Source organism: Streptomyces sp. NPDC058464 (assembly GCF_042721035.1).
Taxonomy (GTDB): Bacteria; Actinomycetota; Actinomycetes; order Streptomycetales; family Streptomycetaceae; genus Streptomyces.
In genome coordinates this window covers 108,675-122,644 of record NZ_JBHXMA010000035.1, presented here as the reverse complement: position 1 = coordinate 122,644, position 13,970 = coordinate 108,675, and the positions used below count along the sequence as shown (strand labels likewise).

General features: G+C 73.3%; 14 protein-coding genes. 13 read left to right on the top strand and 1 reads right to left on the bottom strand.

Annotation, left to right across the window (positions count from 1 at the left end; translation table 11 throughout):
* The first annotated feature begins 144 nt into the window (after positions 1-144).
* The 11 genes from fabG (at position 145) to ACFWPQ_RS37260 (ending at position 10,903) form a co-directional block, all read left to right on the top strand.
* Entirely contained in the window at positions 145-930 is a 786-nt protein-coding gene (gene fabG, locus ACFWPQ_RS37310; protein WP_384045028.1) for a 3-oxoacyl-ACP reductase FabG, read from the top strand.
* Positions 931-959: 29 nt separating this feature from the next.
* Positions 960-1,898: an aromatase/cyclase gene (locus ACFWPQ_RS37305; protein WP_384045026.1), complete on the top strand. Its 939-nt coding sequence runs from the start codon at positions 960-962 to the stop codon at positions 1,896-1,898.
* A 3-nt stretch (positions 1,899-1,901) separates the two neighbouring features.
* A complete protein-coding gene (locus ACFWPQ_RS37300) occupies positions 1,902-4,178 on the top strand; it encodes an SDR family oxidoreductase (protein ID WP_384045023.1) in 2,277 nt (758 codons plus the stop codon).
* A gap of 4 nt (positions 4,179-4,182) precedes the next feature.
* Positions 4,183-5,760, top strand: a complete 1,578-nt coding sequence (locus tag ACFWPQ_RS37295; protein WP_384045020.1) for an MFS transporter — start codon at positions 4,183-4,185, stop codon at positions 5,758-5,760.
* Positions 5,761-5,762: 2 nt separating this feature from the next.
* Positions 5,763-6,218 (top strand): acyl carrier protein, encoded by a 456-nt coding sequence (locus ACFWPQ_RS37290; RefSeq protein WP_384045017.1) that lies wholly within the window; start codon positions 5,763-5,765, stop codon positions 6,216-6,218.
* A gap of 8 nt (positions 6,219-6,226) precedes the next feature.
* On the top strand, positions 6,227-7,069 hold the full coding sequence (locus ACFWPQ_RS37285) for a 4'-phosphopantetheinyl transferase family protein (protein ID WP_384045014.1): 843 nt from the start codon (positions 6,227-6,229) through the stop codon (positions 7,067-7,069).
* A gap of 127 nt (positions 7,070-7,196) precedes the next feature.
* The gene (locus ACFWPQ_RS37280) at positions 7,197-8,708 is read left to right on the top strand and encodes an acyl-CoA carboxylase subunit beta (protein ID WP_384045040.1); all 1,512 of its coding nucleotides are present in this window, start codon (positions 7,197-7,199) and stop codon (positions 8,706-8,708) included.
* Positions 8,705-8,986 carry an acyl-CoA carboxylase subunit epsilon gene (locus ACFWPQ_RS37275; RefSeq protein WP_384045012.1) on the top strand — a complete coding sequence of 94 codons (282 nt, stop codon included), beginning with the start codon at positions 8,705-8,707 and terminating at the stop codon, positions 8,984-8,986. Before ACFWPQ_RS37280 ends, ACFWPQ_RS37275 begins: the two co-directional genes overlap by 4 nt.
* A 178-nt stretch (positions 8,987-9,164) precedes the next feature.
* Positions 9,165-9,740, top strand: coding sequence for a nuclear transport factor 2 family protein (locus ACFWPQ_RS37270; RefSeq protein ID WP_384045009.1), 576 nt, complete (start codon positions 9,165-9,167; stop codon positions 9,738-9,740).
* 4 nt (positions 9,741-9,744) lie between these two features.
* Positions 9,745-10,053 (top strand): acyl carrier protein, encoded by a 309-nt coding sequence (locus ACFWPQ_RS37265; protein ID WP_384045006.1) that lies wholly within the window; start codon positions 9,745-9,747, stop codon positions 10,051-10,053.
* A gap of 202 nt (positions 10,054-10,255) precedes the next feature.
* On the top strand, positions 10,256-10,903 hold the full coding sequence (locus ACFWPQ_RS37260; RefSeq protein ID WP_384045003.1) for a TetR/AcrR family transcriptional regulator: 648 nt from the start codon (positions 10,256-10,258) through the stop codon (positions 10,901-10,903).
* 31 nt (positions 10,904-10,934) lie between these two features.
* Here the strand turns inward: ACFWPQ_RS37260 and ACFWPQ_RS37255 are convergent, their stop codons facing one another.
* Positions 10,935-11,570 (bottom strand): TetR/AcrR family transcriptional regulator, encoded by a 636-nt coding sequence (locus tag ACFWPQ_RS37255; RefSeq protein ID WP_384045000.1) that lies wholly within the window; start codon positions 11,568-11,570, stop codon positions 10,935-10,937.
* A 136-nt stretch (positions 11,571-11,706) separates the two neighbouring features.
* Here ACFWPQ_RS37255 and ACFWPQ_RS37250 point away from each other — a divergent pair, with 136 nt between their 5' ends.
* On the top strand, positions 11,707-12,834 hold the full coding sequence (locus ACFWPQ_RS37250) for a VOC family protein (RefSeq protein WP_384044998.1): 1,128 nt from the start codon (positions 11,707-11,709) through the stop codon (positions 12,832-12,834).
* A 38-nt stretch (positions 12,835-12,872) separates the two neighbouring features.
* Positions 12,873-13,808 (top strand): fumarylacetoacetate hydrolase family protein, encoded by a 936-nt coding sequence (locus ACFWPQ_RS37245; RefSeq protein WP_384044995.1) that lies wholly within the window; start codon positions 12,873-12,875, stop codon positions 13,806-13,808.
* The last annotated feature ends 162 nt before the right edge of the window (positions 13,809-13,970 follow it).

Sequence of the window (13,970 nt, the reverse complement as noted above, 5' to 3'; positions counted from 1 at the left end):
GCTGATCGTCGTCGTAAACCCCCAGCTCGGCGAGTTCGCCGCCCCCGCCCCCTGACCCACCACTCTCCACCCCCCCCCGGCCGTGGGCCCCCGCCCTGCCCGGGCGCCGGCGGCTCCCCCATGCCCTGAAAGGGATCCGCGGACATGTCCGAACAGCAGCAGAGGGTCGCCCTGGTCTCCGGGGCCACCAGCGGAATCGGTCTCGCCTCGGCGCGGTTGCTGGCCCGGCAGGGCCACCGCGTCTTCATCGGCTCCCGCGACGACGGGAACGTCGAGCGGACCGTCAAGGAACTGCGTGCAGAGGGGCTCGACGTCGACGGGACGGTCCTCGACGTGCGGTCCGCGCTGTCCATCGAGAACTTCGTGCGGGCCGCCGTCGAGCGGTACGGCACCGTCGACGTGCTCGTCAACAACGCCGGGCGGTCCGGCGGCGGCGTGACCGCCGACATCGACGACGAGCTCTGGTACGACGTCGTCGAGACCAACCTGAACAGCGTCTTCCGCCTCACCCGCGCCGCCCTCACCACCGGCGGCATGCGCGAGAAGAGCCGGGGGCGGATCATCAACATCGCGTCCACCGCCGGGAAGCAGGGCGTCGTGCTCGGGGCGCCGTACTCCGCGTCCAAGCACGGCGTCGTCGGGTTCACGAAGGCCCTCGGCAACGAGCTGGCCCCCACCGGCATCACCGTCAACGCCGTCTGCCCGGGGTACGTCGAGACGCCCATGGCGCAGCGGGTGCGCGCCGGTTACGCCGCCGCCTACGACACCAGCGAGGACGCCATCCTCGACAAGTTCACGGCGAAGATCCCGCTCGGCCGCTATTCGACCCCGGACGAGGTCGCCGGTCTGGTCGGCTACCTCGCCTCCGACACCGCCGCCTCCATCACCGCGCAGGCCCTCAACGTCTGCGGCGGCCTCGGCAACTTCTGAAACCCCCGGCACCCTCTAGGAGTTCACCCATGTCCGAGCCGAAGGAAGTCGAGCACGAGGTCACGATCTCGGCGCCGGCCGCCGAGGTCTACCGGCTGATCGCCGACGTGGCCAACTGGCCGCGGATCTTCCCGCCGACCATCTACGTCGACCACCTGGAACGCTCCGGCGACGAGGAGCTGATCGGGATCTGGGCCACCGCCAACGGCGAGGCCAAGAACTGGACCTCGCGCCGGGTGCTGGACCCCGAGGGCCTGCGGATCACCTTCCGGCAGACCGTCTCCACCCCGCCCGTCGCGACCATGGGCGGCACCTGGATCATCGAGCCGGCCGGCGCGGGGACCTCGCGCGTCCGGCTGCTGCACGACTACACCGCCGTCGACGACGACCCGGCGGGACTCGCCTGGATCGACGAGGCCGTCGACCGCAACTCCCGCTCCGAGCTGGCCGCGCTGAAGGCGAACGTCGAACTCGCCACCGCGTCGGAGGAGTTGACCTTCTCCTTCGAGGACACCGTCCAGGTCGACGGTTCCGCCAAGGACCTCTACGACTTCGTCAACGAGGCCGACCGCTGGTCCGAGCGGCTGCCGCACGTGGCGACCGTCCGGCTCACCGAGGACACCCCGGGCCTGCAGACCCTGGAGATGGACACCCGCGCCAAGGACGGCTCGACGCACACCACCAAGTCGTACCGGGTCTGCCTGGAGGGACGGAAGATCGCCTACAAGCAGACCACCCTGCCGGCCCTGATGAACCTGCACACCGGCTACTGGACCTTCCGCGAGACCGACGAGGGCACCTTCGCCTCCTCCCAGCACACCGTCGTGCTGCGCCCCGAGAACATCGAGAGGATCCTCGGGCCGGAGGCCGGGGTCGCCGAGGCCCGCGCGTACGTGCAGGGCGCGCTGAGCACCAACAGCCGCGCCACCCTGAACCACGCCAAGGCGTACGCCGAAGCGAGGCGCTGACCGATGGCCGGTGCCGACGCGGTCGACACGCACGTCCTGGTGGTCGGCGCCGGACCCGTCGGGCTGATGCTCGCCGGGGAACTGCGTCTCGGCGGCGCCGACGTGACCGTCCTGGAACGGCTGGACGCCCCGACGACGGAGTCCCGGGCGTCCACCCTGCACGCCCGGACGATGGAACTGCTGCGGCAGCGCGGCCTGCTGGACGGCCCCGGCGGCTTCGCCTACCCTGAGCCGCCGCCCGACGAGCCCCGCGGCCACTTCGGCGGCCTCCCCCTCGACCTCACCCTGGACAGCAGCCACCCCGGCCAGTGGAAGGTCCCGCAGACCCGCACCGAGGAGCTCCTCGGCGCCTGGGCGGACCGCCTCGGGGCCCGCGTACTGCGCGGGCACGAGGTCTTCGCCCTCACGCAGCACCCGGACCACGTGACCGTCGTGACCGAACACCAGGGGCACCGGCGGGAGTTCACGGCCCGGTACGTCGTCGGCTGCGACGGCGAGCACTCCGCCGTACGACGGCTCGCCGGCATCCCCTTCCCCGGCGACGCCGCCGGACGGGAGCTGATCCGCGCCGACGTCGACGGCATCGACATCCCGAACCGGCGCTTCCAGCGGCTGCCGGACGGGCTCGCCATCGCCGCCCGGCGCGGCGACGGCGTCACCCGGGTGATGGTCCACCGGTTCGGTACCCCGCCGCGCACCGCACAGGCCCGCTTCGCCGACATCGTGACCGCCTGGCGGGACGTCACCGGCGAGGACATCGGCCACGGCACCCCGCTGTGGGTGAACTCCTTCGGCGACGCCTCCCGGCAGGCCGAGCGCTACCGCGCGGGCCGGGTGCTGCTCGCCGGGGACGCGGCCCACCAGCAGATGCCGATCGGCGGCCAGGCCCTCAACCTCGGCCTCCAGGACGCCGTGAACCTCGGCTGGAAGCTCGCGGCCACCGTCCTCGGCCGGGCCCCGGCGGCACTCCTTGACACCTACCACGACGAACGGCACACCGTCGGCCGCCGCGTCCTGTCCGCCATCCGCGCCCAGGCCCGGCTGCTGCTCGGCGGGCCCGAGGTGGAGCCGCTGCGCTCGGTGATCGGCGAACTCACGGCGTACGAGAAGGTCCGGGCGCACCTCGCCGGGACGATCAGCGGCCTCGACGTGCGCTACGGGCACGACGGGGATGACGGGGACGACGACCGGGAGGCGCCGGTCGGCTCGCGGCTGCCGGACGTCCGGCTCGACTCCGGGGCGACCACGGCCGAACTGCTCCGCTCCGCCCGCGGGTTGCTGCTCGTGACGGACCCGGCGCTGGCCGGGGCGGCGGGGGACCGGTCGGCGTCCGTCGACACGGTCGTCACCCGCCCCGCCGGGCTCCTCGACGGCCTCGCCGCCGTGCTCGTACGGCCGGACGGATACGTCGCCTGGGCCGGCGACACGGCGGACGGCCTGCACGAGGCCCTCGGCCGCTGGTTCGCACCTGATCCAGGCCCCTCCCACACACCACAACCGACTGTCAGGAGAAGGAAAATGGGCAACCTGACCGGAAAGACGGCCCTCGTCACCGGCGCCAGCCGGGGCATGGGCCGGGCCACCGCCGAACGGCTCGCCGCCGACGGCGCCCTGGTCGCCGTGCACTACGGCAGTAGCGAGGAGGCCGCCGCCGAGGTGGTCGCCGGGATCGAGAAGGACGGCGGACGGGCGTTCGCCGTCGGGGCCGAACTGGGCACGCCCGGCGACGTCCACGAGCTGTTCCTCGCCCTGGAGGCGGGGCTCAAGGAGCGCACCGGCGAGACCGAGCTGAACATCCTCGTCAACAACGCCGGGGTGATGGGCGGGGTCAAGGCCGAGGACACCACCCCCGAGCAGTTCGACCGGATCTTCGCCGTCAACGCCAGGGCGCCGTTCTTCGTCATCCAGCGGGCGCTGGCCGACATGCCCGACGGCGGCCGGATCGTGAACATCTCCTCCGGCCTGACCCGGTTCGCCAACCCGGACGAGATCGCCTACGCCATGAGCAAGGGCGCCGTGGAACAACTGGCCCTCCACTTCGCCAAGTTGCTGGGCCCGCGCGGGATCACCGTGAACAGCGTCGCGCCGGGCATCACCCGCAACGGCAACCCGCTGTTCGACATCCCCGAGGCCGTCGAGGCCATGTCCGCGCTGTCCGCCTTCAACCGCGTCGGCGAACCGCAGGACGTCGCCGACGTCGTCGCCTTCCTCGTCTCCGACGACGCCCGCTGGGTCACCGGCTCCTTCGTCGACGCGAGCGGCGGCACGCTCCTGGGGTGACGCGGTGACCAGGACCCTTCCGTCACCGGTCGCCGCCGGCCCGGACGAGCGGTTCGGCCCCCGGCTGTGGGGGCTGCTGCTCGTCCTCGCCGGCAACATGCTCATCGACGCGCTGGAGGTGTCCGTGGCGGTGGTGGCGCTGCCCGCCATCGGCACGGACCTGGGACAGCCGCCGACCGTCACCCAGTGGGCGATGACCGGCTTCGCCGCCGGCTTCGGCGGCCTGCTCCTCTTCGGCGCCCGCGTGGTCACCCTCCTCGGCCGCCGCCGCGTCTACCTCGCGGCCCTCCTCGCCTTCGCCGCCGCCTCCGCACTCAGCGCCCTCGCCCACGACCCCTGGCTGCTCCTCGCCACCCGCCTGCTCAAGGGCTTCTGCGCGGCCCTCACCGCCCCCACCGGCCTGGCCATCATCACCAGCCACTTCCCGGAGGGCCGCCCCCGCTCCCGAGCGGTCTCCGTCTACACCCTCTTCGGCGCGGGCGGCTTCACCGCAGGCCTGCTCCTGTCCGGCTGGCTGACCGAGACCTCGTGGCGGTGGGCCTTCGCGTTCCCGGCCCCGGTGGTGTTGTTGCTGTTCGCGTTCGGGCTGCGCCTGATACCAGGCGAGGCGCCGGGCGCCCCAAAGGACCTGAGCGTTCCGGCAGGGGGCGCGGAGAGCGCCCCAAAGGGGCGCGGGGCCGTATTGGATATGCGGCTACCGCCGCGCGGGCGCGACCAGCCCCCACCGGGCCGCACCCGAACGACGGCCCATCGCTACGACATCCCAGGCGCCCTCACCTTCCTGGGAGCCCTCCTCGCCCTCGTCCAGGGCATCACCCAACTCCCCACCCACGGTTGGAGCGACCCGAGAGCCGTCGGGCCGCTCTGCACCGCCGCCCTCCTCCTGCTGGCCTTCTGGCAGATCGAGCGCCGCTCACCCGCCCCCCTCCTGCACATCGCCCCCTCCCTGCGCGGCAACCCCGCCCTGATCCGCTCCGCCGCCGGCGCCGCCTGTCTCAACGGCTCCTACCTGGGCCTCCTGTTCGTCCTGACGTACCAGACCCAGACCCTCGCCGGCTGGTCCCCCCTCCGCACGGCGCTCGCCCTGCTCCCGGCCGCCGCGCCTCCGGCGCTCACCGCGCTGGCCTCCGGCCGCCTGGTCGCCACGTTCGGCGCCCCCCGCCTCATCGTGGCCGGCGCCGCCTGCGCCTTCGCAGGCGGCCTGCTCCAACTACGGCCGCACGCCTGGCCGTTGGACTACCCGGGCCGGATGCTCCCCACGCTCCTGCTCGTCGGCACCGCCTTCGTGCTCTCCTTCGCCGCACTCAACATGCAGGCGATGTCCCGCCTCACCCCCGCCGACCGGCTCACCGGCAGCGGCCTGTACCAGACGGCCGTCCAGCTCGCCGCGGTCCTCGCGGTCGCGCTCGTCGCCGCCCTGCTCGCCGCCCACGCGCCGGCGCCCGGCGCGGGTCCGGCCGCCGCGGCCGCCGCCTGCCGGCCGGCGCTGACCCTGGTTGCCGTCCTCGGCTTCCTGGGCCTGTCCGTCGGCCTCACCGGCCTGATCCGCACCCCACCCTCCTCACTCCACCACGGGGAATGACCATGGACCAGACAACGCAGACCTGGGTCTTCGACGACCTGGACGACGAACTCGACGATCTGGACTACGAGTTCGAGCGTGATCGGATCGTCGAGGTGGTGCCGCCCAGCCTCGCGCACCTCGCCTCCGTCGGCCTCGCCGAGCGCACCCGGCTCATCGACGCGTACGTCCGCGGCGAGCTCGCCCGGGTGCTGCGGGTGGCGCCGGACAGCATCGACACCGTGGGCCGCCCGATGAACAGCCTCGGCATCGGGTCCATCAACGGCCTGGAACTCCAGCGCCGGATGGAGGCCGCGCTGTGTGTCGACGTCAACCTCAACCGGCTGCTGCGCGCCAACAGCGCCGCCGAGCTGGTCGACTGCCTCGCCGGACAGCTCGGCCCGGAGGACAGCCCGCACAAGCACGCCGGCCGCAGCGAGCACCACCTGGTCGCGCACGACCTGCCGAGCCCGAGGTGATCGGGGGGATGCCGGTCCTGGAGTTCGGCACGGCCACCCTCGCCGCCGCGCCGGGACCGCCCGCCGCCGGGCAGCTGGACGTCTGGCTGATCCGCCGGGCGGCCCTGGAGACCGCGGCCGAGCTGCTCGACCTGTCCGAGCTGAGCGAGCCGGAGCGGCGGCGGACCGCGTCCTTCGTCCGGCCCACGGACGGGGTGACGTACGCCTCCGCCCATGTCGCCCTGCGCCGGCTGCTCGGCGCCTATCTGGGGCTGCCTCCGCAGGACGTGCCGTTCGTGCGGGAGCCCTGCCCGGGCTGCGCCGAGCCGCACGGCCGGCCGGCGGTCGCCCACCCCGACCCGCCGCTGCACTTCTCCCTCGCGCACAGCCACGGCATGGCCGTGGTCGCCGTCTCCCGTACGGTCGTCGGCGCCGACGTGGAGCGGCTGCCGCGGGCCGAGACCGTCGAGGTCTGCACCCCGGCGCTGCACCCGGGGGAGCAGGCGGAGCTGGCCGCGCTCGACGATGCCGGGGAACGGCGGGCGGCCTTCGGCCGGTTGTGGACCCGCAAGGAGGCCTATCTCAAGGCGCTCGGCACCGGGCTCTCCCGCGACCCCGGCCACGACTACCTGGGCGCCGACCCGCACCGCAGGCCGGCCGGCTGGACGCTGCTCGACCTGCCGTCCGGGCCCCGGCACAACGCGGCCGTCGCGGTGCGCGGCGGGGCGCCCGAACAGGTCACCGTGCGCTGGGTGCCGCCGACCGCGCTGTTCGCGGGCGAGACGGTCGACCTGGACTCCGACGGGACGGTGGGCGTGCCCGTGACCGTGCCTGTGGGCGTGACCACCCGAGTATCCGACTGGGGAGCGTGACCCGCCAATGTCACTCGAACAGAAAGCCGATCGCGAGGCCGACCGTGGGGCCGGCCGCCCGAGCCTGCACGACCGCGAGCACCGCGGCCAGTGGACCGCCGCCGAGCGCATCGAGGAGCTCGGCCTGATGAAGGAGGCCGCCCGGCACGGCGACCCCCTCGCCACCGAGCGCCAGCACGCCAAGGGCAAGCTCACCGCGTACGAACGTATCGAACTCCTGCTCGACGAGGGGTCGTTCAACGAGGTCGAGATGCTCCGCCGGCACCGTGCCACCGGCTTCGGCCTGGAGAAGAAGCGGCCGTACACCGACGGGGTGATCACCGGCTGGGGCACGGTCCACGGCCGTACCGTCTTCGTCTACGCGCACGACTTCCGCATCTTCGGCGGCGCCCTCGGCGAGGCCCACGCCCAGAAGATCCACAAGATCATGGACATGGCCATGGCGGCGGGCGCACCCCTGGTGTCGCTCAACGACGGCGCCGGCGCCCGGATCCAGGAGGGCGTCTCGGCGCTCGCCGGCTACGGCGGCATCTTCCAGCGCAACACCCGCGCCTCCGGGGTGATCCCGCAGATCAGCGTGATGCTCGGGCCCTGCGCGGGCGGCGCCGCCTACTCGCCCGCCCTGACCGACTTCGTCTTCATGGTGCGGGACATCTCCCAGATGTTCATCACCGGACCGGACGTGGTGAAGGCGGTGACCGGCGAGGAGATCACCCAGAACGACCTCGGCGGCGCCGACGTCCACACCGGCGCCTCGGGCGTGGCCCACTTCGCCTACGACGACGTGCGCGGCTGCATGGAGGACGTACGGCACCTGCTGTCGCTGCTGCCGTCCAACAACCGTGACCTGCCGCCCCGTTCGGGGACCACCGACCCGGCCGACCGCCGCAGCGACCGGGTGGTGGAGCTGGTCCCGGACGACCCCGGGCGGGTCTACGACATCCGGACCGTCATCGAGGAGATCGTCGACGACGGCGACTACTTCGAGATCCAGCCCGGCTGGGCCACCAACGTGGTGTGCGCGCTGTCCCGGCTGGACGGCGAGGTCGTCGGCCTCGTCGCCAGCCAGCCGGCCTCGTTCGCCGGGGTCCTGGACATCGACGCCAGCGAGAAGGCGGCGCGGTTCGTGCAGTTCTGCGACGCCTTCAACATCCCGCTGGTCACCCTGATCGACGTGCCGGGCTTCCTGCCGGGCGTGGACCAGGAGCACAACGGCATCATCCGGCGCGGCGCCAAGCTGCTCTACGCGTACTGCAACGCCACCGTGCCGCGGATCTCCCTGGTGCTGCGCAAGGCGTACGGCGGCGCGTACATCGTCATGGACTCCCGGTCCATCGGCACCGACCTCGCCCTCGCCTGGCCGTCCAACGAGATCGCCGTGATGGGCGCGGAGGGCGCGGCGAACGTCATCTTCCGCCGGGAGATCGCGGCCGCGGACGACCCCGAGTCCACCCGCGCGCAGAAGATCAAGGAGTACCAGGCGGAGCTGATGCACCCCTACTACGCGGCCGAGCGCGGTCTGATCGACGACGTCATCGACCCGCGCGAGACCCGCTCCACCCTGATCCGCGCCCTCGCGATGCTCCGCAGCAAGCAGGCCGACCTGCCGTGCCGCAAGCACGGCAACCCGCCGCAGTGAGCGCGCCGGAGAGCACGGAGGGCGTGCGGGGCGCGGAGGGCACGGACGGCACGGAGGGGACGGACGGCGCCCTGGTCATCAGGGTCGTGAAGGGGCAGGCGAGCTCCGCCGAGCTCGCCGCCCTCACCACCGTCCTGCTCGCCCGCGCCGCCGCCCTGGCCGCGGTGGACCTCTGCCCCCTGGAGCCCCGCCCGGTGGCCGGCTGGCGCCGCCCGGAACGCCTCGCGACCCACCGCGACCCCCGCGGCTGGCGCCTCACCGGCGGCCGGGCGGCGTGAGCGGGCCCGCCTGGGCAGCGCCCCGTCAGGGGCGCGAGGCAGTATCCGATATGCGGCTGCCGCCGCGCGGGCGCGACCAGCCACGACGGCGCCGCGGCCGACCGACGGCACATCGCGGCACTTCCAGCCGACCGACGCCCCCGCCCGCATCCCCGACCGAATCGGAGTCCCGGACCCCATGACCTCCCCGTCCCTCGACCGCGCCGACACGGTCACCGCACTGCGCTCCGAACTCGACGCCCTGCGTGCCGAGTTCGGGGCCCTCGCCGACCGTGCGGCGGTCGTCGAGCTGGTCGACCGGTACATCACCCTGCTCGACACCCAGGACGACCACGGCTTCGACCCCACCTGGCCGGCCACGGTCTTCACCCCGGACTGCCGCCTGGAGTTCCCGGTCGGCGCCGTCGAGGGCCGCGAGCGGGCCGCCGCCTTCCACCACGACCGCAAGTCCCGCTTCGCCCGCACCCACCACCTGGCCGCCAACTACGGCATCCGGGTGTCGGGGGACACCGCCCGGATCCGCGTCCACCTCGTCGCGTCCCACGTGCACCACGAGGACGGCCCGGACCCGGACGGCCGCTTCGACATCGGCGGCTACAGCGAGGGGGAGGCGGTCCGCACCCCGGACGGCTGGCGGCTGCACCGCTGGCGGTTCCGGCTGGTGTGGTCCGACGGCGCCGGTCCCCGCCCCGGCCCCGACCCCCGCGAACTGCGCAGTTCCCAGCCACGACCACGCCAGACGAAAGGACGATGAGACCGTGTCAGCCACACCGACCACCGCGCTGAACCTGGGCGCCCTGCGCGAGACCGCCGGCGACGACCGGCGGCGCGCCTTCGAGGCGTTCCTCTGCCGCAACCTGGCCCAGCACCTGGACATCCCCCCGGCCCACCGCATCGCCCGCAACCGCCCCCTCTACACCCAGGGCATCGACTCCCTCACGGCGCTGACCCTCCAGCGCACCCTGGAGGCGGCCCTGAACATCCCGGTACCGGCCCACCACCTGCTGCGCGAACAGTCGGTGGGCGAACTGGCCGAGACCCTGAGCGAGCTGGTCGACCGGACCTGAGCCCGGCACGACGCCACCGGTGGGACGACGAGCACGGCCACCGGTGGCTTCCGGCACGCCGGTCATGCGACAACGTTGTCAGTCGGGGATGCCGGTCCGCACCCGAGATCCGCACCCGAGATCCGCACCCAAGCTCCACGCCGGGGCGTCCGTGTCAGAATGAGGGCGCCCGCCGTTCGTCCGGTCTTCATCGAGGTTGTCCGTGTCCCAGCCCGTCGGCCGAGTGCCGCAGCGTAGCAACGCACGGTCCAACCGGGCGCGGATCCTGGCCACCGCCCGCCAGGAACTCGGCCGGAACCCGGACATCACCCTGGAGGAGCTGGCCCGCGCCTCCGGTGTCGTACGGCGCACGCTCTTCGGGCACTTCCCGGGGCGGGCCGCGCTGCTGGAAGCCCTGGCCGAGGAGGCCGCCGAGGCGCTCGAGGCCGCCTTGGCGCCGGAGGCGGAGCCCGCGGAGCCGGCCGACCGGGCCCTCGCGCGTTTCTCCCTGTCGCTCTGGCCGGTGGGCGACCGCTACCGGATGCTGCTGGCCCTCGCCCACCGGGACCTGGGCGCGGAGCGTGTCGCCGAGGTCCTCGAACCGGCCCGGGTCCGGGCCACGGCCATCGTGGAGCGCGGGCAGCGGGACGGCGTCTTCCATCCCCACCTGCCGTCCGCGGTGCTCAGCGCCGCCCTGGAGGGCATGACGATCGCCCTGCTGGAAGAGGTCAACGCCGGAGCCTTCGAGGACGACGGCACCCGCACGGCCGTCGCCACGCTCATCGCGGCCGGGGTCCCGGAGAAGCAGGCGCACACCGTGGTCGACGAGGTCGCCGCCGAGGTCGCGCCGGGGAGCGCCACCAACACCTGAGCCGGGGCTCCGGGCGTCGTCGGCGGAGCCGTCAGCCGAGGTCGGGCAGCGGTCGCCGGGCCACCTCGTGGGCGTCGTCCGGCGGTACGCCCAGCATGCGCAGGGCCATCTCGGCGAGGTTCGCCGCGGCCTCGTCGCCGTCCACCTCGGGGCGGGCGAACCGCAGCTCCACCAGGGAGAGCAGGCTGCCGCCGAGGGCGCACAGGGCCACGGTCGGGTCGACGGCGGTGAAGCGGCCGGAGGCCATGCCCACCTGGAGGTCCCGCAGCGCCCGCCTGGTCAGGCCGTTCTCGCTGTGGACGTGCTCGAGGCCGCGGCGGCGCAGGACCTGCATCAGCTCCGGGTGCGAGTCCGCCATCCGGGCGCTGAGCCGGAAACCCGCCGCGACCAGCTCCGCCGGGTCGTCGATCCCGGTCAGCCGCTCGTCGAAGGCCTGGCCGAACTCCTCCAGGGCGTCCGCCACGGCCGCCTCGAACAGCGCCGGCTTGGACTCGAAGTGGTTGTAGAAGGAGCCGAAGCCGACGTCGGCCTGCTCGGCGATCGCCTGGATGCTGGCGCTGGTGTCGCCGGTCTCGGCGAGGATCCGCCGGGCCGCGCGCACGAGCGCCTGACGGGTCTCGGCGCGGCGTCGCTCGAACCGGTTGCCGGGCGGGGCTGACGTAGACATGCGCCGAGTCTAGCTCCGGTGCCGATGGCGATCGCAGTACTGATGAATTCATCAGTTAACTCCGGGCGACATCTTGACGATGGAAATCTCATGATTGATGATTCCATCATTACGGCGATGTTGCTCGGAGGGCACCATGTCTGAAACCGTCAGAACCGCCCATCAGGACCTCCACAGCGAGCAGGGCGCCCTGCACGGCGAGCATCCGGGCCGGTCCCGGAACCCCGTGATCAAGGTCGCGGACCTGGCCTGGCTGGAGTTCGAGAAGCCCGACCTGGACCGGGCCGAGGTCTTCGCCCGTGACTTCGGGTTCGGCATCGCCGCCCGCACGGACGGCGAGCTGTGGCTGCGCGGCACCTTCGCCGGCTCGCCGTGCATGGTGATCCGCAAGGGCCGCACCAGCCGCTTCATCGGTCCGGCCTTCCGGGCGGCCGAGCGGGCCGACCTGGACCGGCTGGCCGGGGCGACGGGGACGGCCGTACGGGCCGCGGACGTGCCCGGCGGCGGCCGGGCGGTCGACCTGCTCGACCCGTCCGGCTTCCCGGTGCGGGTCGTGCACTGCGCCGAGCGGCTGCCGGCGCTCCCCGAGCAGTGGCCGCTGCTCCTCAACTCCGGCACCGACCACCGTCGCAGGAACGCCACCCAGCGCCCGCCCCGCGAGCCGTCCCGTATCCAGCGGCTCGGTCATGTGGTGCTGGAGACCCGGGTGTTCGGCCGGGCCCTGGACTGGTACCTGGACACCCTCGGCATGATCGTGTCCGACTTCCTGTTCCTGGACGGCCAGCGCCACCGCGGCCCGGTCATGGCGTTCGTCCGCTGCGACCTGGGCGGCACCCCGGCCGACCACCACACCCTCGCCATGCACCTGGGCCCCGGCAGCGGATACGTCCACTCCGCCTACCAGGTGACCGACCTGGACTCGATCGCGGCCGGCGGCGAGTACCTCAAGGAGCGCGGCTACAAGCGCAGCTGGGGCATCGGCCGGCACATCCAGGGCAGCCAGCTCTTCGACTACTGGCGCGACCCGGACCGCTTCATGCTGGAGCACTTCGCCGACGGCGACCTCTTCTCCAGTGACGTCGAACCCGGCTGGGCCCCGATGTCCACGAGCGGACTCGCCCAGTGGGGTCCGCCCGCCACCCGCGACTTCCTCGGTGCGAACCCGTCCCCGCGGCGGGTCCGCGAGGTCGTCCAGGCGCTGCGCGGCGACAACGAGATGGACCCCGCCCGCCTGCTCGGCCTGCTCAGGGCCGCGAACTCCTGAGCCCCGTCACACAGAGCCCCTTCACAGAGAGCCACTTCATGAGCACCAACGTCCTGCGCACCGCCGACGGCTGGTGGGCCGTCCGCGGCGAGCGCGCCGTCCCCGTCCACACCAAGGCCGCCACCACCGCCGAACTGATCGCCGACCGCGCCGCCGTCCAGGAGGCCGCGGCCTCGGGCGAGCCGGGCACACCCCTCGCCGACCTGGCCGCGCTCTCACCGGTCACCACCCCCTGCCGGGTGGTCGCCCAGATGGTCAACTACCGCAGCCACGCCCGCGACTCGGGCTTCACCGGGGACATCCCGCCCGCCTTCTTCCGCAAGGCGTCCGGCTCGGTCAGCGGCCCCGGCGAGGCCATCCGCCGGCCCCCGCACGTCGCCCTCCTCGACTACGAGGTCGAACTGGGCCTGGTCATGGGCGCCGCGCTGCCCGTCGGCACCGTGGTGGAGGAGCGGGACCTGCCGTCGTACGTCGCCGGACTCGTCGTCACCGACGACGTGAGCGCCCGGGACGTGCAGCTCACCAGGACGCAGTTCTACGAGAGCAAGTCCTACCCCACCTTCACGCCCACCGGGCCGTACCTCGCCCTCCTGGAGCCCGAGGACTTCGCCCGTCTCCTCGACCTGCGGCTGACCTTGCGTGTCAACGGGGAGCTGCGTCAGGACCGCACCCTCACCGACATGATCGTCCGCCCGGCGCGGGCGCTGAGCCTGCTCGCCCGCTTCCAGGCCCTGGACCCGGGCGACCTGCTGCTGACCGGCACCCCGGGCGGTACGGCGTTGAAGGCCCCGCCCAAGCCGGTCGAGAAGCTCGGCGCGCTGCTGCCGCCGGCCGTGAAATGGAAGGTGTTCTTCAGGAGTCAGGCGAGGAACCCGCGCTACCTGCGCACCGGGGACGTGGTCACGGCGACGATCTCGACCCCGGACGGCCGGATCGACCTGGGCGAGCAGCGGACGGCTGTCACCGACGCGTAGGCGCTCCGCTGGGCGTGCCGCCGTGTGCCGGGTGCCCGGGTGCCCGGGTGCTGGGTGCCCGTGTGTCGGGTGCCGGGTGCCCGTGTGTCGGGTGCGGCGCCGTCGTGGCTGGTCGCGCAGTTCCCCGCGCCCCTTTCGGGGCGCTCAAGTCCCCCCGAAAGA